General features: G+C 72.0%; 16 protein-coding genes. 8 read left to right on the plus strand and 8 right to left on the minus strand.

Going from position 1 to position 20,746, the window contains the following annotated elements:
* Positions 1–46: 46 nt before the first annotated feature.
* Positions 47–1,846 carry an ABC-F family ATP-binding cassette domain-containing protein gene (locus D458_RS0116590; protein ID WP_017587877.1) on the minus strand — a complete coding sequence of 600 codons (1,800 nt, stop codon included), beginning with the start codon at positions 1,844–1,846 and terminating at the stop codon, positions 47–49.
* 151 nt (positions 1,847–1,997) lie between these two features.
* Here D458_RS0116590 and D458_RS0116595 point away from each other — a divergent pair, with 151 nt between their 5' ends.
* The 4 genes from D458_RS0116595 (at position 1,998) to D458_RS0116610 (ending at position 5,763) form a co-directional block, all read left to right on the plus strand.
* Positions 1,998–2,630 (plus strand): TetR/AcrR family transcriptional regulator, encoded by a 633-nt coding sequence (locus tag D458_RS0116595; protein ID WP_017587878.1) that lies wholly within the window; start codon positions 1,998–2,000, stop codon positions 2,628–2,630.
* Between the two features lie 282 nt (positions 2,631–2,912).
* On the plus strand, positions 2,913–3,971 hold the full coding sequence (locus D458_RS0116600; RefSeq protein ID WP_017587879.1) for an ATP-binding cassette domain-containing protein: 1,059 nt from the start codon (positions 2,913–2,915) through the stop codon (positions 3,969–3,971).
* On the plus strand, positions 3,968–4,849 hold the full coding sequence (locus D458_RS0116605) for an ABC transporter permease (RefSeq protein ID WP_017587880.1): 882 nt from the start codon (positions 3,968–3,970) through the stop codon (positions 4,847–4,849). Before D458_RS0116600 ends, D458_RS0116605 begins: the two co-directional genes overlap by 4 nt.
* A gap of 131 nt (positions 4,850–4,980) precedes the next feature.
* The gene (locus D458_RS0116610; protein ID WP_017587881.1) at positions 4,981–5,763 is read left to right on the plus strand and encodes a TetR/AcrR family transcriptional regulator; all 783 of its coding nucleotides are present in this window, start codon (positions 4,981–4,983) and stop codon (positions 5,761–5,763) included.
* Positions 5,764–5,945: 182 nt separating this feature from the next.
* Here D458_RS0116610 and D458_RS0116615 read toward each other — a convergent pair whose 3' ends face one another.
* The 5 genes from D458_RS0116615 to zwf form a co-directional block, all read right to left on the minus strand.
* Complete coding sequence (locus D458_RS0116615; protein WP_239647971.1) at positions 5,946–6,455, minus strand: thioredoxin domain-containing protein; 510 nt, start codon at positions 6,453–6,455, stop codon at positions 5,946–5,948.
* Between the two features lie 151 nt (positions 6,456–6,606).
* Complete coding sequence (locus D458_RS0116620) at positions 6,607–7,257, minus strand: FMN-binding negative transcriptional regulator (protein WP_017587883.1); 651 nt, start codon at positions 7,255–7,257, stop codon at positions 6,607–6,609.
* 78 nt (positions 7,258–7,335) lie between these two features.
* Positions 7,336–7,974, minus strand: a complete 639-nt coding sequence (gene eda, locus D458_RS0116625; protein ID WP_017587884.1) for a bifunctional 4-hydroxy-2-oxoglutarate aldolase/2-dehydro-3-deoxy-phosphogluconate aldolase — start codon at positions 7,972–7,974, stop codon at positions 7,336–7,338.
* A gap of 71 nt (positions 7,975–8,045) precedes the next feature.
* A complete protein-coding gene (edd, locus tag D458_RS0116630) occupies positions 8,046–9,905 on the minus strand; it encodes a phosphogluconate dehydratase (RefSeq protein WP_017587885.1) in 1,860 nt (619 codons plus the stop codon).
* Entirely contained in the window at positions 9,902–11,377 is a 1,476-nt protein-coding gene (gene zwf / locus D458_RS0116635) for a glucose-6-phosphate dehydrogenase (RefSeq protein ID WP_017587886.1), read from the minus strand. Before zwf ends, edd begins: the two co-directional genes overlap by 4 nt.
* Positions 11,378–11,616: 239 nt before the next feature.
* On the opposite strand from zwf, the gene D458_RS0116640 reads away from it, so the two are divergent.
* From D458_RS0116640 to D458_RS0116650, 3 genes are all read left to right on the plus strand, one after another.
* Complete coding sequence (locus D458_RS0116640) at positions 11,617–12,804, plus strand: ROK family transcriptional regulator (RefSeq protein WP_026119379.1); 1,188 nt, start codon at positions 11,617–11,619, stop codon at positions 12,802–12,804.
* A gap of 360 nt (positions 12,805–13,164) precedes the next feature.
* Positions 13,165–13,878 carry a hypothetical protein gene (locus tag D458_RS0116645; protein ID WP_017587888.1) on the plus strand — a complete coding sequence of 238 codons (714 nt, stop codon included), beginning with the start codon at positions 13,165–13,167 and terminating at the stop codon, positions 13,876–13,878.
* Between the two features lie 448 nt (positions 13,879–14,326).
* Positions 14,327–16,069 carry an LCP family protein gene (locus tag D458_RS0116650; protein WP_017587889.1) on the plus strand — a complete coding sequence of 581 codons (1,743 nt, stop codon included), beginning with the start codon at positions 14,327–14,329 and terminating at the stop codon, positions 16,067–16,069.
* 224 nt (positions 16,070–16,293) lie between these two features.
* Here D458_RS0116650 and D458_RS0116655 read toward each other — a convergent pair whose 3' ends face one another.
* Both D458_RS0116655 and D458_RS0116660 read right to left on the minus strand, forming a co-directional pair.
* Positions 16,294–17,388, minus strand: coding sequence for a hypothetical protein (locus D458_RS0116655; RefSeq protein ID WP_017587890.1), 1,095 nt, complete (start codon positions 17,386–17,388; stop codon positions 16,294–16,296).
* A gap of 366 nt (positions 17,389–17,754) precedes the next feature.
* Entirely contained in the window at positions 17,755–18,573 is an 819-nt protein-coding gene (locus D458_RS0116660) for a hypothetical protein (RefSeq protein ID WP_026119380.1), read from the minus strand.
* 318 nt (positions 18,574–18,891) lie between these two features.
* Between D458_RS0116660 and D458_RS0116665 the strand changes: the two genes are divergently transcribed.
* Positions 18,892–20,628 (plus strand): sensor histidine kinase, encoded by a 1,737-nt coding sequence (locus D458_RS0116665; RefSeq protein ID WP_017587891.1) that lies wholly within the window; start codon positions 18,892–18,894, stop codon positions 20,626–20,628.
* Positions 20,629–20,746: the final 118 nt, after the last annotated feature.

Consider the following 20,746-nt stretch of genomic DNA (forward strand, 5'->3'; position numbering starts at 1 on the left):
GCTGCCCTCTTGACGTACGCCGCGCTGCGGGAGAACGTACGCTGCTTCACCCGCGGGGCACCTCCTCGGGCGGGGCGCCTCTGGTGAGCGCCCAGTGCCGGGTCACCCCGATCTCCCTGAGGAACACGTGGTCGTGGCTGACCACGAGCAGTGCGCCCCGGTAGGCGTTGAGGGCCTCGGCGAGCCGGCGTTGGCTGTCCAGGTCCAGGTTGTTGGTGGGCTCGTCCAGGATCAGCAGGCGCGGTGGCACGTCCGCGAGCAGCAGGCGGGCCAGGCAGACCCGGAAGCGCTCACCGCCGGAGAGGTCGGCCGCCGACTGGTTCACCCGGTCGCCTCGGACCAGGAACCGGGCCAGGCCCGCCCGGATGGTCCGGGTGTCGGCAGAGGGTGCGGCGGAGCGCAGGTTGTCGAGCACGCTCAGCCCGTCGTCCAGGACGTCCAGCCGTTGCGGCAGGTAGCCGATCCGGCCGGTGACGTGCGCGACCCGCACGGGCGGGCCGTGGGCGACCGCCTCCCGGGTGTGTCCGGCCGCCTGATCGACGATCATGCGCAGAAGGGTGGTCTTGCCCGATCCGTTCGGGCCGGTCAGGGCCACCCGTTCGGGGCCGCGCAGGTACAGCCGCCCGCCCGCCGCCCGCACGGCGGCCTCTCCCGGGCCCGGTCCCGGGCCGGTACCGGTCGCCGCGGGGCCGCCCGACGCCTCACCCGGTTCCGTCTCGCGCGGTGGTTCCGGATCACGCAGTGCCCCCTCCTCCCGTTCCGGTGGATTCTCCTCCGACAGGCCCCGTTCCGAGCGGGTCAGCTCCAGGACGTCGTGTCCGGCCGGGACCTCGGTACCGGGCAGAGAGATCCGGATGGCGGCGTCGTCACGCACCGCGTCCTCGGCGCGGCCGAGGTCCTGCCGGGCCTCGGCGAGTTTCTCCTCCTGCATGATCCGGTGCTTGCCCGCCGAGACCTGGGCCTCGCGCCTGCGCTGGTTCATGATGACGCGCGGCTCGCGTTTGGTGTCGTACTTCTTCTTGCCGAAGCGGACCCTGCGGGCCAGCTTGACCTGCGCCTCGGCGAGCTGGCGCTTCTCCCTGCGCACGTCCGCCCCGGCGGCGCGGACCATCCGCCGGGCGGCCTCCTGCTCGACGGCGAGCTGCTCGGTGTAGGCGGTGAAGTTCCCTCCCCAGGTGCGTAGGCGGCCGTCGCGGAGTTCGGCGATCCGGTCGACCCGTTCCAGTAACTCGCGGTCGTGGCTGACCACGACCAGCACGCCGGGCCAGGACTCGACAGCCGCGTACAGACGGGACCGGGCCGGCCGGTCGAGGTTGTTGGTGGGTTCGTCGAGCAGGGTGACGGCTGGGCGGCGCAGGGCGATCCCGGCCAGGGCGGTCAGGACCGTCTCTCCCCCGGAGAGGGTGTCCACCCTCCGGTCCAGCGGGAAGCGGCCACCTGTGGGCAGCACGCCGAAGCGGTCGAGCTGGGCCAGAGCACGCTCCTCGATGTCCCAGTCCTCGCCGACGGCGGCGAAGTTGGCTTCGGTGGCCTCCCCCGCCTCGATGGCGTGCAGGGCCGCACGGACCCGGTCCACTCCGAGCAGTTCGGCGACAGTGCTACGGGTGGCCAGGGTCAGCGACTGGTCGAGGTGGGCGACGTCCCCTCGAACGCTGATGCTGCCGGAGGTCGGGGAGAGACGCCCGGCAGCGAGTTCGAGCAGGGTGGACTTTCCGCTGCCGTTGCGGCCGAGCAGCCCGGTGCGTCCGGCGCTGAAGGCCGCGTCCAGGCCGGAGAGCGCGACGGTGCCGTCAGGCCAGGTCAGGCCGAGCCCGGTACAGACGATGGCGTCTGGCGGATGGGTCACAGGGCCTCCCGAAGGTGGTGGGGAACGGTTGAGGACGCAGGGTCGATCGACGCGGGCCCATGGCGAACCCCTCCTTCAGGTGGACTGATGCGACGGATGTCGCACTAGCAGAATGACACGCTTCCCCGTCAAACGCAACTAGAGTTGCGTTATGAGTTCTCAGGAGTCCGCCCCGGGCAGCGCCCGCCCCGGCGGCCGCACCGCGCGCAACACCACCGCCGTCCTCCAGGCCACCCTCGACGAGCTGGGCGAACACGGGTACGGAGCGATCACCGTCGACCTCGTGGCCGCACGGTCCGGTGTCCACAAGGCCACCGTCTACCGCCGCTGGGGCGGCGTGGACGGACTGGTGCGCGCCGCACTGGACTGGTCGGCGGACCAGGACTGGGAGCCCGCTCGCACCGGTGGCCTGTACACGGACCTGCTGGCCCTGGCCGAGACGGTGGCGGAGGGTTTCACCGAGGCCCCCGAGCGGGAGGTGTCGGCCGCCGCGATCGCCGCCGCCTTCGAGTCCGGGGCCGTGGCCGACGCCCTGCACCGCTTCATGGCCGACCGGCACCGGCGCTCGGCCGTGGTGGTGACGGAGGCGATCGCCCGGGGCGAGCTCCCGGAGGGCACCGACCCGGAGGAGGTGGTGCGGTCGGCGGTCGCACCGGTCTACTACCGCCTGCTGGTCAGCCGCGAGCCGGTCTCCCCCGCCGATCTGCGCCGGACCGCGCGGATCACCGCCGACGCCGCCGCGGCCGGCGCCTTCGTCCCGGCCGCACCGGATCCGGCCCCCTGAGCCCTCCTGGCGGAACGCCCCTGCCCCACTGCGGCCGCCCTCCGCACACCCCGCCGGGAAGCCCGACCCACGGGCCACGGCGCCAGGGCGCCCCGGCAGTCCGGCAGTCCGGCAGTCCGGCAGTCCGGCAGTCCGGCAGTCCGGCAGTCGATCGAACGCCGATCCGCCTGCGCGCACAAGGGGATCCAGAAAAACTTTAGCCCATAAGGAATTATCTGGGCCAGGCCACGCGTTCCCTTCTCCGTACGCCGTACTGTACGGGGTACGAACAGAAGGGATCCCATGGCATCCGCACCCATACCGGCACGCTCCACCGCCGGCGCCCCCGTCACGCCCGCCGCCACCAGCACTCCCAGCGCCATCAGCGCGAGGGGGATCGGCCGGAGGTTCAAGAACACGTGGGCCCTGCGCGGGTTCGACCTCGAGGTCGGCCGGGGCACCGTCCACGGCCTGCTCGGACCCAACGGTGCCGGGAAGTCCACGGCGGTCCGCGTGCTCACCACCCTGCTCCGCCCGCACGAGGGCACCGCCGAGGTGGCCGGGCACGACGTGGCCGCCCAGGGCGCCCGGGTCCGCTACCGGATCGGGCTGGTCGGCCAGAACGCCGCCGTCGACGAGATCCTCAGCGGCCGCCAGAACCTGGAGCTCTTCGGCCGCCTCTACCACCTGGGCGTCCGCGCGGCCGCCCGCCGGGCCGACGAGCTCCTGGAGCGCTTCGGCCTGTCCGAGACCGGGAAACGCCCGGTCAGCACCTACTCGGGCGGGATGCGCCGCAGGCTCGACCTGGCCGCCGGAATGATCCTCAGTCCGCCCGTGATGTTCCTCGACGAACCCACCGTCGGCCTCGACCCGCGCGGTCGTGACGAGGTCTGGTCCGCCGTGCGCGACCTCGTCGACGGGGGCACGACCGTCCTGCTCACCACCCAGTACCTGGAGGAGGCCGACCAACTGGCCGACCGGATCTCGGTGATCGACGCCGGCCACGTGATCGCGGAGGGCACGCCCGCCGAGCTGAAGGCGAGGATCGGCGGGGACCGGATCGACGTGGTCCTGCGCGACGAGCACGCCCTGGCGGAGGCCGCCGCCCTGGTAGAAGGGGCCACCGGCCACACCGTGCGCACCGCCCCGCGGGAGCGGCGGCTCAGCACCGAGGTGGACGACCGCGCGGCCTCCCTGACCAGGGCGGTGCGCGCCCTGGACGAGGGCGGCGTGGCCGTGGCGGACGTGGTCCTGCGCAGCCCCAGCCTCGACGAGGTCTTCCTCCACCTGACCGGCCCCGACAGCGCGGCGACCACCGGTCCGGCCCGACCCGACGAGAACACCACGGAGGCCCAGCGATGAACGACACCGACCGGACCCGCACGCCGCACACCGCCCCGGCCACCGCTCCGTCCGCCTTCCCGGCGCCGTCACCGCCGGCCGGACCCCTGTCCCGCCTGGGCTGGGCCGCCGCCGACGGCTGGACCGTGGCCCGGCGCGATGTCACCCACTGGCTGCGCCAGCCGTGGGAGCTGCTCTTCGGGCTGCTCTTCCCGGTCCTCATGGTGCTGATGTTCGTCTACCTGCTCGGCGGCGCCATGTCCGTGCCCGGCGGAGGGGACTACACCGAGTACCTGATGCCCGGCATGTTCGCGATGGTCATGGTGTTCGGCCTCGGGGAGACCGTCACCGCCGTGACCACCGACTCCGTCCGAGGCGTCACCGACCGGTTCCGCTCGATGCCGATGGCCGCCTCCGCCGTGGTGGTCGGCCGCTGTCTGGCGGACATGCTCCGGTCCACGGTCACCCTGGCCATCCTGATCGGGTTCGGGATGCTCGTGGGGTGGCAGTGGCACGGGAGCGCGGGCGCGGCCCTGGCCGGGTTCGGGCTGCTGCTTTTGCTGCGGTTCGCCCTGGTGTGGGTGGGGATCTACGTGGGTCTGCTCATGCGCGGACAGGGCGGGATCGCCGTCATCCAGACCCTGGAGTTCCCGATCGGTTTCCTGTCCAACGCGTTCGTGGCCACCGCGACCATGCCGGTGTGGCTGGGCGCGGTCGCGGACTGGAACCCGATGTCGTCCACCGTGGCGGCCGCGCGGGAACTGTTCGGCAACCCGGCGGCGGGCGGGGACTCCTGGATCACCCAGAACCCGCTCCTGATGGCGGTGGTCTGGCCGCTGGTGCTGGTCGCGGTGTTCGCCCCCCTGTGCGTGCACCGGTACCGCAACCTCAGCGGCTGATCCCCGCCGCCGGCCTCCGGGATCGGAACCGGGGCGCCCCGGTTCCGGCCCCGGGCCGGGCCCGCGATCACCGGTCCGTACGGGCGTACACTGACCCGTACGCCCTACGGAACCAGTACCAGGACGGACCGATGGCCCCGCAGCACAGCAAGAGTGGTGACCCCGCGCGCAGCCTGGCCCTGCTGTGGCGCACCCAGGAACCCGCGAGCCGCCGGCGCGGCAGGCCCGGACTGAGCGTGGACCGGATCGTGGCGGCCGCCACCGAGCTGGCCGACGCCGAAGGGCTCGCCGCGCTCTCGATGCGCAGGGTCGCCGAGGCCCTGGGCGTGGGCACGATGTCGCTGTACACCTACGTCCCGGGCAAGGGTGAGCTCATCGACCTGATGGTCGACTCCGCCTACGCCGACCTGGACGCCGACGACCGCTCCGGCACCTGGCGGGAGCGCCTCCGCAGGATCGCGCACGCCAACCGCGCCCTCTACATCCGCCACCCCTGGATGCTCCAGACCGTCACCACGCGCCTGCTCGGCCCGAACCTCATCGCCAAGTACGACCACGAGCTCTCCGCCGTGGACGGGCTGGGCCTGAGCGAGATCGAGATGGACTCCACGGTCAACCTGGTCAACGGTTACGTGGAGAGCACCGTGCGGCAGACCCTGGGCGCCGAACAGGTCGCCCGGGACTCCGGGATGGACGACGAACAGTGGTGGCGGACCTACGACCCGCTGCTGGCCGCGCTCGTGGACGACTCCCGGTACCCGACCGCCTCCCGGGTGGGCACCGCCGTCGGCAGCGCCCACCAGGCGGTCTACGACCCGGAGCACGAGTTCTCCTTCGGCCTGGAACGCGTCCTGGACGGCGTACAGGTCCTGGTCGACACCCGCTCCTCCGGCTCCGACCAGCGGGCGGGCTAGGGAGTGTTCCGCGGATGCTTTCGGTGGGCTCGGCGCTTGCGCCGATGACTGTGAGCGGCCGTCCAGGCAATCTCTCGCCAGACGATGAACGAGGTCAGCCTGGGGTTGGCTGTCCTAGTGATATCGGCGCAGCGAGAGGCAGCCTGGTGGTCGCGAACCCGAAATGATCCAAGGAACACGACCTAGCCCAGCTCCTCGGAGATGGCGATCTCCAGTTCGTGCTCGGTCATGGCACCCGGGACGGTGGTGTGGGTGCCGTCGGGGCTGATGAAGACCAGCGTGGGCGGGCTGATCACCCCGAACCCGGCCCAGATGAGGCCGTCGGCGTCGATGACGTTGGTCATCGCGTCGAGCCCGTGGGTCATCTCGAAGTCCAGGAGGTCGTCGGGTTCGCCGCGGCCGGCCACCCCGTGGAACTCGATGTCGTCGTGGTTGTCGGCGGCGGCCAGTACCAGGGGCGCCTGGGGGACGCACTCGACACAGTCGGCGGACCAGAACCAGAGGACTGCGGACACCTGGTCCAGGCTCTCGCCGTCGAACTCCTCGCCCCAGGTGGTCTCCGCCTGGAAGGACAGGGCGCGGTTGATCTCCTCGGACGCTTCGGGGGCGGGGGTGACCGCGTTGGCGGTGTCCTCGGGGTCGCTCCCACAGGCCGTGAGCGCGAGGCCGACGGCCATGGTCGCGGTCAACACGGTCGTACGATTTACCGTGATGCCCATTTCTGCACCTCAATGTGGAATTGGAAGGGGGGTGTGCCACGGGCCGGAGACTTATTGGCCCGGCGCGCGGCAGAAAGCAGTATGCACCCAAATCACAATGGGGTCATCCTTCACAAGTACAACATCATCCCCGCTTCTCCCAGGGGCCGACGGCCTTGATCCGCCGCCGCTGCCGGTCGGCCGCCCCGGCGTCCCGTCCGCCCCGTCCGGTGAGCCGGTCGGCGACGTCCTCGCGCAGGGCCACCGGCCGGTGGTCGTCGTACTTGAACTTGGCGGCGGCCTCCACCACGTGCAGGACCAGCCCGCGGATCCCGGAGAGCATCCGGCCGTAGGGCGGGCCGTCCGGGGTGACCTCGGCGTGGTCGCCCTCGGGCTGGAAGTGGGCGAGCTGGCGGGTGAGGAGCTCGGCCTTGGCGGCCGGGTCGTCCACGAGTTCGGCCCGGCAGGTGAACCGCACCGCCGAGTAGTAGCTGGTGGGGACCCCGTCGAGGGGGTCCGTTCCGGACCGGGCACGCCAGGGGCCGGGCACGAAGGCGTAGTCGTCGATCACCGTGAAGGTGACCGGGTCGCCGTCACCCAGCGCCTGCCACACCGGGTTCGGACGGGCCAGGTGGACCAGGAGGGCGCCGGAAACCGGTGCCGCGTGGGTCGGCACGACCACGGGCGGACCGCCGTCGAACCCGTTGACGGCGAGCTGACCGAAATCGCGCCCCTCGGCGATCCACCCCCGCCACTCGCCCTCGTCGACCGCCGCGTCCCACGGGTGGATGAGCATGAGAAGACCTCCGGAATAAATATGCGCAATACTACATATTATTCCGAAGGTCTTCCAGGGATTTTCCTGTGCGTGAGGTCAGCGGGGCAGTGCCGCGGCCTCACGGGCGAGTGCGGTGACCTCGTCCCAGCGCCCCTCCGCGACCAGGGAGGCGGGGGTCAGCCAGCTGCCGCCCACGCAGCCCACGTTCGGCAGCGCGAGGTAGTCCGGAGCGCTCTCGGCGGTGATGCCGCCGGTCGGGCAGAACCGGATCCCGGGCAGCGGTCCGGTGAGGGACTTGAGGAACCTCGCCCCGCCGGAGGCCTCCGCCGGGAAGAACTTGAGTTCGGTCAGGCCCAGCTCCATCAGCGCCATCGCCTCGGACACCGTGGCCACCCCCGGCAGGGCGGGCAGGCCGGTGTCGGCCAGCGCCCGGGCCAGCGCCGGGGTGCACCCGGGGCTGACCAGGAAGCGCGACCCCGCCTTCGCGGCGGCCTCGGCCTGCTCGCCGTTGACGACGGTGCCCGCGCCCACCACGGCCTCGGGCACCTCCTGGGCGATCCGCTCGATCGCGTCCAGGGCCGCCGGGGTCCGCAGGGTCACCTCGATGCCGGGCAGACCGCCCGCCACCAGGGCACGGGCCAGCGGCACGGCGTGCTCGACGTCCTCGACCACCACCACGGGCATCACCGGGGCGAGGTCGAGGACGTCCGCGCCGGAGCGGGGGATCGTCGTCATGGCTGTCTCCAAGAGGTCGGTGGGTACGGATACGCCGCGGACGGCGGTGTGCGCGGCGGCAGGCCGGGGACTCAGTGGCCGAAGACGCCGGCGCCGGTCTCGGCCGGTCCGACCGCCCCGCGCAGGGCGGCGAACAGCTCCCGGCCGGTCCCGGCGGAGGAGTCCACCGTGGGCCGGGCGTCCTCTCGGCCGCTGAGGTCGGCCAGGACCTCCAGTGTGCCCCGGGCCGCGTCCAGCCGGATGACGTCGCCGTCGCGGACCCTGGCCAGCGGACCGCCCGCCTCCGCCTCGGGGGAGACGTGGATGGCCGCGGGCACCTTGCCGGAGGCGCCGGACATGCGGCCGTCCGTGACCAGCGCGACCTTCTGGCCCCGGTCCTGGAGCACGGCCAGCGGCGGGGTGAGCTTGTGCAACTCGGGCATGCCGTTGGCGCGCGGTCCCTGGAACCGCACCACCGCGACGAAGTCCCCGGTCAGCTCACCGGCGGAGAAGGCCGTCTGGAGCTCGGCCTGGTCGGCGAAGACCTTCGCGGGCGCCTCCACCACGTGCCGCTCGGGCGCGACCGCGGACACCTTGATCACGGCGCGGCCGAGGTTGCCCGTCAGCATGCGCAGACCGCCGTCGGGGGCGAAGGGGTCTCCGGCCGGGCGCAGCACCGTCTTGTCCCCGCTCTCCGCGAGGCCGTCCACCCAGGTCAGCTCGCCGTCCTCGGTGAGCTGGGGCACCTGGCGGTAGCGGTTCAGGCCCGGTCCGGCGACCGTCCGGACGTCCTCGTGCAGCAGACCGGCGTCCAGCAGGGTGCCGATGAGGAAGGCCATGCCGCCCACCTCGTGGAAGCGGTTCACGTCGGCGGCGCCGTTGGGGTACATGCGGGTGAGCAGCGGCACGGCGTCGGACAGCGCGGCGAAGTCGTCCCAGGTGAGCTGGATCCCGGCGGCTCGGGCGATGGCGACCAGGTGCAGCGTGTGGTTGCTGGAGCCGCCGGTGGCCAGCAGCGCGACCACCGCGTTGACGATCGCCTTCTCGTCGATCTGCTCGCCGACCGGTGTGTGGTGCTCGGTCAGGGCGGTCAGTCCGAGCACGCGGCGACCGGCCTCGGCGGTGAGGGCCTCGCGCAGCGGGGTGCCGGGCTGCTCGAAGCTGGCCCCGGGCAGGTGCAGGCCCATGACCTCCATGAGCATCTGGTTGGAGTTGGCGGTGCCGTAGAAGGTGCAGGTGCCGGGCGAGTGGTAGGCGGCGGACTCGGCCTGGAGCAGCTCGCGGCGGTTCACCTTGCCCTCGGCGAACTGCTGGCGGACCCGGGCCTTGTCCTTGTTGGGCAGGCCGGAGTGCATCGGACCGGCGGGCACGAACGCCGTCGGCAGGTGCCCGAAGGACAGTGCGCCGATGAGCAGGCCGGGCACGATCTTGTCGCACACGCCGAGCATGAGGGCGCCGTCGAACATGTCGTGGGACAGGGCCACGGCAGCGGCCATCGCGATGACGTCGCGGCTGAACAGGGAGAGCTCCATGCCCGCGCGGCCCTGGGTGATGCCGTCGCACATGGCGGGCACGCCGCCGGCGAACTGGGCGACGCCGCCCGCCTCGGAGACCGCCTTCTTGATGACGGCCGGGTAGGTCTCCAGCGGCTGGTGGGCGGAGAGCATGTCGTTGTAGGCGGAGACGATCGCCAGGTTCGGGGTGACGTCCCCGGCCAGGGCGAGCTTGTCGCCGACCCCGCAGGCGGCGAACCCGTGCGCGAGGTTGGCGCAGCCCAGGGAGGTGCGGGCCGGCCCCTGGCCGACGGCCTCGCGGATGCGGGCGAGGTAGGCGGAGCGGGTCTCGGTGCTGCGTTCGGTCAGACGCCGGGTGACCTCGGCGATCACCGGGTGGATCTCCGTCTGCGGTCCCTGTGCTGCGGTGTCCGGGGTGCTGGGGGTGTGCGCGGTCATGCCTGCTCCTCTTCGTGCCACGTGCTGCCGGTACGGCCGATGAGCCGCTGTGCTCCTGCGGGTCCGGAGCTTCCGGCGGGATAGGTCTCGGGTACGGTGCCGAGGCTGTTCCAGGCCTCGATGATGGGATCCACCCAGCGCCACGCGGCCTCGACCTCGTCGCGGCGCATGAAGAGGGTGGAGTCCCCGGCCAACACGTCCATCAGGAGCCGCTCGTAGGCCTCGGGAGAGCGGGTGGCGAAGGTGTCGGCGAAACTGAGTTCCAGCGGGACCGGCCGCAGCCGCAGCGCGCCGGCGCCGGGCGCCTTGGCCAGCATGGTGAGGTGTATGCCCTCGTCCGGCTGGAGGCTGATGACGAGGCTGCCCGCGCCCGGCGCGGCGGCCCCGGGGAAGATCGTGTGCGGGACGTCGCGGAAGCGGATGACGATCTCGGAGCGGTCGTGCGCCATGCGCTTGCCGGTGCGCAGGTAGAAGGGCACACCGGCCCATCGCCAGTTGGCGACCTCGGCGCGCAGGGCCACGAAGGTCTCGGTGTCGCTGGTCGGCGGTCCGCCGGCCTCGTCCAGGTAGCCGAGGACCTCGTCCCCCTGGACCGTTCCGCGCGTGTACTGGCCGCGGACTGTGTGCTCGGCGACCTTGGTCTCGGTGATGGGTCTCAGCGACTGGAGGACCTTGAGCTTCTCGTCCCGGACGGCGTCGCGGTCGTAGCTGGCCGGGGGCTCCATCGCGGTGAGGCAGAGCAGCTGGAGCAGGTGGTTCTGCACCATGTCGCGCATGGCTCCGGAGGAGTCGTAGTAGCCGCGCCGGCCGCCCACCCCCACGGTCTCGGCCGCGGTGATCTGCACGTGGTCGATCCACCGGGAGTTCCACAGGGGTTCGAGGAAGACGTTGGCGAACCGCAGCACGAGCAGGTTCTGCACCGTCTCCTTTCCCAGGTAGTGGTCGATCCGGTAGACGCGGGACTCGTCGAAGACCGCCCCGACCTCGTCGTTGACCGCCTGGGCGGAGGCGAGGTCGCGGCCGAGGGGCTTCTCCATGACGACGCGGGACTCGGGGGTGACCAGGTCGGCGTCCTGGAGGCCCCGGCAGATGGCGCCGGAGATCATCGGCGGCACGGCGAGGTAGAAGACGCGGTCACGGCCGGGGGCGAGCGCGGCGGCGAGGTCGGCCCAGCCGGAGGCGTCCCCGCCGACGTCGACGGTCACGTGGGAGAGGCGGCCGAGGAAGCGGCGCAGGACCTCGGGCTCGACGACCTGGACGGCCTTGTGGCCGCGGACGGCGGAGGAGGCCTTGTCGCGCAGGTCGGCGTCGGTGAGTCCGTCTCGGGAGACCGCGACGACCCGGGTGTCCCGGTCCAGGTGTCCGTCGCGGTCCAGGAGGTACAGGGCGGGGAGCAGTTTACGCATGGACAGGTCACCGGTTCCGCCGAAGACCACCAGGTCGGTGGGGCGGGGCGCGGGCTGCTGCGGCATTCGGTTGGCTCCTGCGGGGAGGGACGGAAGGGAGGGGGAGGGCCGGAAGAGAGGCAGGGGGTCTCGCGGTCGGCTTCCCGACCGGGTGCGCCGGGGCCCGGGGCCGTCTCCTACGGGTCTTACGGCCCGGTTTCGACCCTAATCCCACTATGGTAAAAAACCAAGCACACTTCTGAACATAAATTTACATAAGTGAACGGCCTTCAAGGCACCCCGCCGAGTGAATGGTTCAATGAGGCATGGCCAGAACCCCCGGACGCTTGTCCTCCACCGCCACCAGCGGCCACATCCTGGAGATGATCCGCACCGGCGTCGCCACCAGCCGGTCCGAGATCGCCCGCGCGACGGGGCTGTCCCGACCCTCCGTGGCCCTGCGGGTCACCGAGCTGATCGAGGGCGGACTGGTGACCGAGGGGACCCGGGCCGTCTCCAGCGGGGGCCGGCCGCCCACACTCCTGGAGTTCAACGCGTCCAGCGGGCTGATCCTCACCGCGGCCCTCGGCATGGCCCGCAGCCAGGCCGCCGTGTGCGACCTCGACGGGCGGGTGCTCGTGCGCACCCCCGGCTCACCCCGGATGGAGCAGGGCCCCGACACCACCGTTCCGTGGCTCCTGGACACCTGGTCGGAACAGATCGCCGCGCTGGGCCGCTCCCCCGAGGACGTCCGCGGCGTCGGCATCGGCCTGCCCGGCACGGTGGAGTTCCACGCCGGACGGGCGGAGGACCGCCCCTTCCTCGGCAAGTGGGCGGGCGTGGCCCTGGCCCCCCTGGTCTCCGAGCGCTTCCCCGTCCCGGTGACCGTGGACAACGACGTGAACGTGATGGCGTTGGGCGAGCACATCGCGGGCGGCCACGGCCACACCGACGACATGGTGTTCGTGAAGGTCTCCACCGGGATCGGCGCCGGGCTGGTCTCCGGAGGCCGCCTGCTGCGCGGCGCCCTCGGCGCGGCCGGGGAGATCGGCCACATCCCCGTGCGCGACGGCGGTGGACTGCCGTGCCGCTGCGGCAACACGGACTGCCTGGAGGCGGTCGCGGGCGGGCGCCGGCTGCTGGTCCGCGCGGCCGAGGAGGGGCGGGAGGTTCCGGGGCTCAAGGAACTGGTGGCGCTGGCCTCGGAAGGCGACCCCGTGGCGGTCACCCTGGTGCGCGAGGCCGGGCGACGGCTGGGCGAGGCGCTCGCGGGTGCGGTCAACCTGCTCAACCCGGAGCTGATCGTCCTCGGCGGCGACCTGGCCGAGGCCTACGACCACCTGGTGGCGGGCGTGCGCGAGGTGGTCTTCCAGCAGTGCACCGCACTGGCCACCCGGCAGCTGCGGATCGTGTCGAGCGCCCTGTGGGACGACGCCGGCGTACGCGGCTGCGCGGCCATGGTCAGTGAGGAGATCCTCTCACCCGAGGCCGTGAACAAACTCCTGGCCGGTTAGGGAGTTCGGGATCCGGCGGACTCCGGGACCGGCCGGACCAGGCCATTGTCCACAGCCTGTGGACAGAGGTGTTTACCCGAATCAGGACCGGGCAAGCGATAAAGCGAGTGCGCGCTGCCGACAATGACCGCATCCGTACTGAGCTGCGAAGGCGCCGTTTCCGCGAGCGCCCGTTTCGTCATGACACTTGACAACCAGTACTGATCTGCCGAATAGTCACGCACCCGAGTACCGACCGGTACTCATCCGGCACCGACCCCGCCCCGAAACCCCCCGCCGATCCCCGTTACCCCGTCTCCCCTTCACCCCGTGGCCATGTCCCGTGCGGACCACCGCCCGGAAAGGTCTCCCGTGCAAGAGTTGTTCACCAACCCCGCCGTGCTCGTCGTGGTGGGCGCCGCCGTCAGCCTCGTCACCAGCGTGACCGTGACCGCGCTGCACTCCCGCCAGATCCGCCGCGCCGAACTGCGCACCAGCACGCGCACCTCCGCGCGCAACCTCACCAGCGCCTTCATAGCGGAGCGCGACGGCACCGCGAACGGCACCGACTTCCTGCGCGAGGCGGAGCTCACGGTCATGTCGATGACCGACCGCAAGACCCGCGAACGGCTCAGCGGGATCGTCCGCCTCCTGCGCGAACACGACCTTCCCGAGGTCGAGCAGCTGAGCGGCGTCAGCGCCGCCGCCGCCAAGCGCGTCCTGTGCGACCACGCCCTGGACGTCCTCGGCGCCCATCTGCGCGCGGACCGCCTGCCCGAGGTGCCCGCCGTGATGCGCAAGATGCTCAGCATCGAGGAGGAGGCCATCAGCATCCACTCCGGAGAGGCCCCCGCGCCCAGCGCACCGATCGAGAAGAGCGCGGTCACCGCGCGCCCGCGGCACACCGGCACCGCGAAGGGCACCGGAAACACCGGGAGCACCGGGAGCACCGGCGGCACCACACGCAAGACCACCAAGAGCACCAAGACGGCTGCCAAGCCGACCGGCAAGAGCGGCGGACGCACCGCCACCACCGCGACCGCGACCGCCGACGACGAGGAGCCCCGGAAGGAGAGCACCTTCTGGGACGACTGACCCAGAGGTGACAACGCGGGATCTTTGCGCCGAACGCCGCTTCGCCACCAGGAACACGCGTTTCACCGGCGGGTCAGAAGTGATTCACACGGGAACAGATGAGACAGTCGGACAGGAAAGCCTCAGGCGACTGCCACCCGGCGAAGGAATTGTGCGGCGCAATTGTGGTCAGGAACCGCGCGTAGGGACAACCCGAGCGCGCACACATCAGGAACTTCACCTAGGATCACTGCCACGCGCAGGTTCCGGTCTCTTCGGCAACCCCGGTCCGCTGGTGTCCCGGCTTTCCACACACACCCCCTCGGCGACTTTTCGGTCATGATTCCGGGCTGCCCGTGCGCTTCCCCCGCGCGACCTCCGCCCTCTTCGGATCCGGACGCGTGGCCCACCCGGGCCGGTGTCCAGCTGTTGGCAAGCCCAGCCGTCCGAACTCACCGAGATTGTCACTATGCCCGCTGACGAGAACTCCGCCGATCCCGGCGCGGACCACACCCCAGACGAGACCCACGAGCCCCCTCCCCAGCCGGAGGGGACCGCGGACGACGCCGCCGAGCAGGACGCAGATCGGGACGAGGGCGAGCCGGACGAGGCCGAGACCCGTGTCGAGGGCGAGCCGGACGAGGCCGAGACCCGTGCCGAGGGCGAGCCGGAGGAACCGGACGAGAACCGCGCCGAGAGCGATCCGGACGAAACGGACGAGACCCGCGCCGAGGGCGAGCCCGACGAAACGGACGAGGGCGAGACCCGTGCCGCGGCCGCCACCGAGGCCGACGCCGAGGCCGCCGGGACAGCCGGGGAGGACGTCCCGGAGACCGTCGTCATCGACACCGACGCGCCGGTCGAGACCGCCGCGGCAGCGGAGACCGAGGCAGCAGGCCCCGCGGAGGCGGGAACCGGGGAGCCGGAGGCCGAAGAACCCGGGACCAAGGGCGGCACCGACGCCGCCGCCCCACCGGAGGAGAGCTCGGCGGGAGCGGCCGCGGCAGCCGCCGGCCAGGGGAACAAACGCAAACGGAGCCGGCTGGGCAGGGTCGCCCTGTGGACCTCCGCCACGCTGGCCCTGGTCATGCTCGCCGGAGTGGCCGCCGCCTACGGCTACTACTACTCCCTGCGCTCCGACATGACGCAGCACGACATCGGTTCGGTCCTCAGGGAGGAGGAGCGGCCGGACAAGATCAGCGACGCGGTCAACATCCTCTTCATCGGCTCGGACGGGTACGAGGAGGACAGCCCCGCCTACTCCACCGAGTTCGAGGGCGAGCGCTCGGACTCCCTGATGCTCGCGCACATCTCCCCGGACAAACGCGTCTCGGTGATCAGCTTCCCCCGCGACTCCCTCGTGCAGCTCCCCGAGTGCGACGCCTACGGCCAGGCCGAAGGCACCTACGGCTACTTCGGCATGATCAACGCCGCGATGTACCACGGCGGACCGCCCTGCGTCGTGCGGACCATCGAGACCCTCACCGACATCCGGGTCGACCACTTCGTGCACCTGAGCTTCGCGAGCTTCCGCGACGTCGTGGACGCCATCGGCGGGGTGGACATGTGCATCCCCGAGCCGATGGAGGACCGCCGCTCCAAGCTCGACCTCGACGCCGGTGAGCAGACCCTCGACGGCGACCAGGCCCTGTCCTTCGTCCGGGCCCGCTACGACATCGGCGACGGCGGCGACATGGGGCGCATCGACCGGCAGCAGATGTTCCTCGCCGCCCTCGCCGGCCAGGTGACCAGCAGCGACGTGCTCAGCAGCCCGACCAAGCTCAACGGCATCCTCCAGGCGGTGGCCCAGCACAGCGCCACCGACCGGGAGCTGTCCCTGGACCGGATGCTGTCCATCGCGGTCACCATGGCCGACGTGGACCTGTCCGACATCGAGTTCCACACCGTCCCCTGGTACCAGGCGCCCTACGACCCCAACCGGGTCATGTGGCACGAGGAGGAGGCCGCCGAGCTGTTCACCGCGGTGCGCGAGGACCGTACGCTGCCCGAGCTGCTCGCAGCCGACGACGCCTCCACCCCGCAGGAGCCGCCGACGGACGAGCCCACCCCGGCTGACCCGACGGGCCCGGAGGAGGGTCCCGAAGAGAGCGGGGCCAACCCCTCCGCCCGCCCGGGCGAGGGCCGTGACGCCACATCCAACCCGTGCCAGGACGGCCTCGGCTTCGGCACCGGCGAGGACGACGGCTGGTAGACGCCCCAGCACATGGAGGAGGCCCCCGTCGCGGATCCGCGACGGGGGCCTCCTCTCGCCCCTGGCAGGGCAGGCGCCTCGGGTGGCGGGGACTCCGACGTCCCGCCGGTACGCGCCTGGGAACCCCCACAGTCCCCGCAGGCGCCTCGAACAACAGGGCGGTCACACGCGCCACCCGAGGCTGTGTGCGCCCGCCACGACCGACGGGCGCACGTTCTTGGTTGCTAGCTGACGAGAGCCGGACCGAAGGGCTGCTCCTCGGCGCCGGGCAGCTCGACGGGCAGGACCTCCGTGGGCAGCTCCTCGGCGAGGGGCAGGGTGGCCACCTCGGGCTCGCCCAGCTCGGGCAGGCCCTGGACGTCGATCAGGTCGCCGCCGGGGGTCTCCGGCAGCAGGCCGGTGACCAGGTCGGTCTCGGCACCGGACAGCGGCAGGGTGCTCTCGGCGCCCAGGCCGCCGACCGCGTCGCCGAGGTCCCCGACGGTGCCGGAGACGGCGTCCTCGGCGGCACCCGTGGCCTCGAGGTCCCCGGCGCCGGACATCGGCAGGGTTTCCTGGACGTCCCGCGGCAGCAGGGTGGTCACCCCGCCGGTGAGGTCGGCGTTCTCACCCGCGTCCAGACCCACCGGGTCGCTCATCGGGACGGTCTCGCCCAACTGGGCGGTGTCCAGGTCGTCCAGGCCGACCACGTCCAGGCCGGGCTCGTGCAGACCGGCCCCGGCCCGGTTGCCCAGTTCGGTGACGGTGTCGTCGACGACGGCCGCGCCCTGCTCCAGGCTGACCGGGGAGGCCGGCGCGCTCATCGGGAGGGTGCCGCCGCCCAGGGGCAGGCCGTCGAGCAGGCCGGCGCCGCCGAGCAGCATGGACAGGGGGTCGACCGCGCCGCCGGCGTCGCTGAGCGGCAGGGTCTGGGTGGGCAGTCCCTCGGTGGCGCCCTCCAGGTCGAGCGGTCCGACGTTGGCGGCGTTGTCCTCACCGGTCTGCAGCGGGGTGTCCGTGGACAGCGCGTCCGTGGAGACGGTGTCGCCGACGATCGACCCGACGGGGTCGCTCTGGTGCTGGACCTCGGCGCTCTGGTGCTGGAGGTCGGGCTGGGCGGAGATCTCGCCGGGCTGGACCTTGACGAGGTCGCCGACGGGCGTGGTGACGCCTTCGGTCAGGGCGGTGGGGACCTGGTTGCCCAGGTCGCCCAGGGGGAGGCCGTCCGTGACACCGCCGAGCGTGTCGGCCCCGGCGATACCGGCGCCGAGGGCGACGAATCCGGCGGTGCCGGCGGCCACCAGCAGGGTCCGAGCTGAGGAACGGGCGGTGTGGAACATGGTGTGTCCTTCCGGAGTGTGCGTGTGTTCGGTTCGGGGGCGCGACGGAGCGGGTGTCGTGCCCCGCCGCGTCGGACCGGTTCCCTGGCCGGGGGAGGCCGGTCCTGAGGGTGGTACGGGCGAGCTCTCCGGTCGGTGAACCCGTACGCCCCTGGTGGGAGCGGGTGGGTTCGGTCCGGATTCAGTCGGTCGGTCTGGCGGACCACCGGCTGACGTGAACCTCGCGGACGAGGTGCGGGGCTCACGTCAACCCCCAGAAGTCACCGGAAAGGACAGGTGTGTCTGGGAAGGCGTGCCGTGGAAACCGGTCGCGTGCGGCGCGGGACGCTCGGGGCGGGGTGCGCGGGACGCGGGTCCGGTGGTCCGCTAGTCCGGGGAGAAGGTCGGCTCGTCGGCGGAGTCGGCCGGTGCCGATCGCAGGACGTGCCGGGCGGCCTCGAACAGGCCGGGGGCGGGAGCCGGGGCGCCGGTGACGGGCAGGAAGCCGGCGACGGTGGGCGCGGGAGCACTGCTCCCGGAGGCGGGGGCGGCACCGCCCGCGACGGCGGTGACGGGCTCGGCACCGCGGGGACCGGTGTCACCGGCCCGGTCGCGGTCCGGACCGTCCGCCTCCTGGGCGGCGGAGGAGCTCTGCTCCTGGGCTGCCACGAGGGCCTGCGCGGCGGGCTGTTCGGCCGCCGTCGGCACCTCGGGCAGCTGCTCCGCCCGGGTCGTGCGGTCCTGACGGGCCTCGGCGGAGGCGTCCTCGCCACCGTCGGACTCCGGAGCGGGTTCGGTGACCTGCTCGGAGACGGGGGCGACGAGTTCGGGAAGGGGTTCGGGGCGCGGCAGGGAGGTCTCCCGGACCGCGTCACGGACCTGCTGGACAGGGTCGGCCGTCTCGGCCTCGACCGCCTGCGCGGTCTCCGAGGCGCCCTCCACGGCCTTCGTGGCGTGTTCACCGACGGAGGTGACCGCCCCGCTGACGGTCCCGCCGAGGTTGCCGGTGCTCTCCACGAGGCCGCTCTGGAGCGGGTTCTCGCCCCCGGGCAGCTCGGCGGAGTGCGCCGGGGCCGCGGAGGCGAGCCACACGGTGAACAGGAGCCCGGTGAGCAGACCGGCGAGCGTCAGGGCCCGTCGGAGTGGTTCCGGGCACACGGAGGGACGGACGCCTGTGGCGCCGACCGTACCGTGGTATCCAGACACCGGAGGGTTTCCTTCCGCCGTGTGAGCCGGTCCATCCCGGCGAAGTACCGAGGGGACGACAAGCTCGTGGGGTTCATGTGAATAGCACCGGAAAACACAGGGGTTCAGGTGCGGGACGCGAGGTCAGAGAGGCCTTCGTGCGCCGACTGACCGTGACGTTAGCATGAATTACCGGGCCGCTGTCCTCGATTCCCGGGGAATTCCCAGCCCCTCGGACAAGCTTCCGAGCAGCCAGATGTGGCAAACCGGGAAAAAACCAACGACAATTCGTCTATTAGCCCTCAACCCCTCAACGGCTCTGCGGAGGTTGACCCACACATGACCGAGATCCCCCAGAGCCACCGACTGTCCCCGAAGCCCCTGGACGAGCTCCTCGCGGAGGTGCATTCCCAGATGAACCCGGGGCTGTCCGCCCAGGGAAGGGTGCACTCGCTGCTCCAGGCGGTTCTGGACATCGGTGGTGATCTGGACCTGGCCACCGTGCTGCGCCGGCTCACGGAGGCCGCGGCACACCTGGCCGAGGCCAGGTTCGCCGGGCTGGGTGTGATCGGTGAGGACGGAAGCTTCACCGAGTTCATCCCGGTCGGGTTCTCCCAGGCTCAGGCCGAACGGATCGGCCGTTTCCCGCACGGCAAGGGCGTGCTCGGCACACCTCTGTACGAACGCGCCACGCTACGCCTTTCCGACCTGCGTGATCACCCCGACTTCGGCGGTTTCCCGGAGGGGCACCCGAGCATGTCCAGCTTCCTGGGAGTACCGATCCAGGTGCGCGGCGAGGTGTTCGGCAACCTCTACCTGACCGAGAAGGAGAACGGCGGGCAGTTCGACGAGGAGGACGAGGCCGTCGTCACCGCGCTGGCCACCGCCGCCGGCGTGGCGATCGAGAACGCCCGCCTGTACGAGGAGACCCGGCTGCGCGAGCGGTGGCTGGGAGCCTCCACGGAGATCACCACCCGGCTGCTGTCGGGGGCCGACACCGACGAGGTGCTGGCCTTCATGGCGGAGCAGGCCCGGGAGATCGGCGGGGCGGACACGGCGGTGATCATGCTGCCGGACCCGCACGCGCGGGGACACCTGTTCGCGGAGATCGCGGACGGCCCGATAGCCCAGGAGATCCTGGGGACGCCGGTGGAGGTCCACGACTCCGCCTGCGGATGGGTGTACGAGTCGGGTGAGGCCGTGACCATCCCCGACCTGCGGCAGGCCAACTGCCCGATGCTCACCCACCGCGGTTACGGCCCCGGGCTGCTGGTGCCTCTGGGCACCCCCGGGAACACCCGCGGGGTCCTGCTGCTCGGCAAACTCTCCGAGCGGGCACCGTTCGACGCCAACATACGGCGCATGCTGCACTCCTTCTCGGTACAGGCCGGAGTGGCACTGGAACTGGCCGAGGCCCGGCGGGACAGCGAACGGATCGTGGTCCTGGAGGAACGGGACCGGATCGCCAAGGACCTGCACGACGTGGTGATCCAGCGGTTGTTCGCCTCCGCGATGACCCTGATGAGCACGGTCCGGCTGATCACCTCCCCGGAGGCCGAGGAGCGGGTCCAGCGCACCATCGACGAGCTGGACAGCACGATCCGCGAGATCCGGTCGACCATCTTCGACCTCCAGAACCCGCCGAGCAGACGGGACACCTCCCTGCGCGGGCGGATCCTGCGGCTGGCGGAGAACACCGCGCACAGCCTGGGCTGCCACCCGGGGGTGAGCCTGGACGGGCCGATCGACGCGTCCGTCACCGACGAGGTGGGCGAACAGCTGCTGGCGGTCCTGGGCGAGGGACTGACCAACGTCGCCCGGCACGCCCGCGCCACGGAGGTGCACGTCTCGGTGACCGTCGAGGAGCAGGCGGTCACCGGTCGCCCTACGACCCTGGCGCTCACCATCACCGACAACGGCGTGGGCCTGCCCGAAGAGGGCCGGCGAAGCGGCCTGCGCAACCTGGACCAGCGGGCCCAGGCCCTGGGCGGCGGTTTCAGCGCGCAGAAGGGCGAGACCGGCGGCACCGTCCTGGTGTGGCGGGTCCCGGTCACGCCCCCCGCCCCGGAGGCCTGAGCCGGTCCGGGCCCCCGACCCGGCCGTCCGCGAACCGCGCGGCCCGGCCGCGAAGGCTCCGCGGCCGGGCCGCCGTGGTCCCGGTGTCCCCTCGACGGTTCCCCGGTGCGGGCCGACC

The sequence above is a fragment of the Nocardiopsis ganjiahuensis DSM 45031 genome (assembly GCF_000341085.1).
Taxonomy (GTDB): Bacteria; Actinomycetota; Actinomycetes; order Streptosporangiales; family Streptosporangiaceae; genus Nocardiopsis; species Nocardiopsis ganjiahuensis.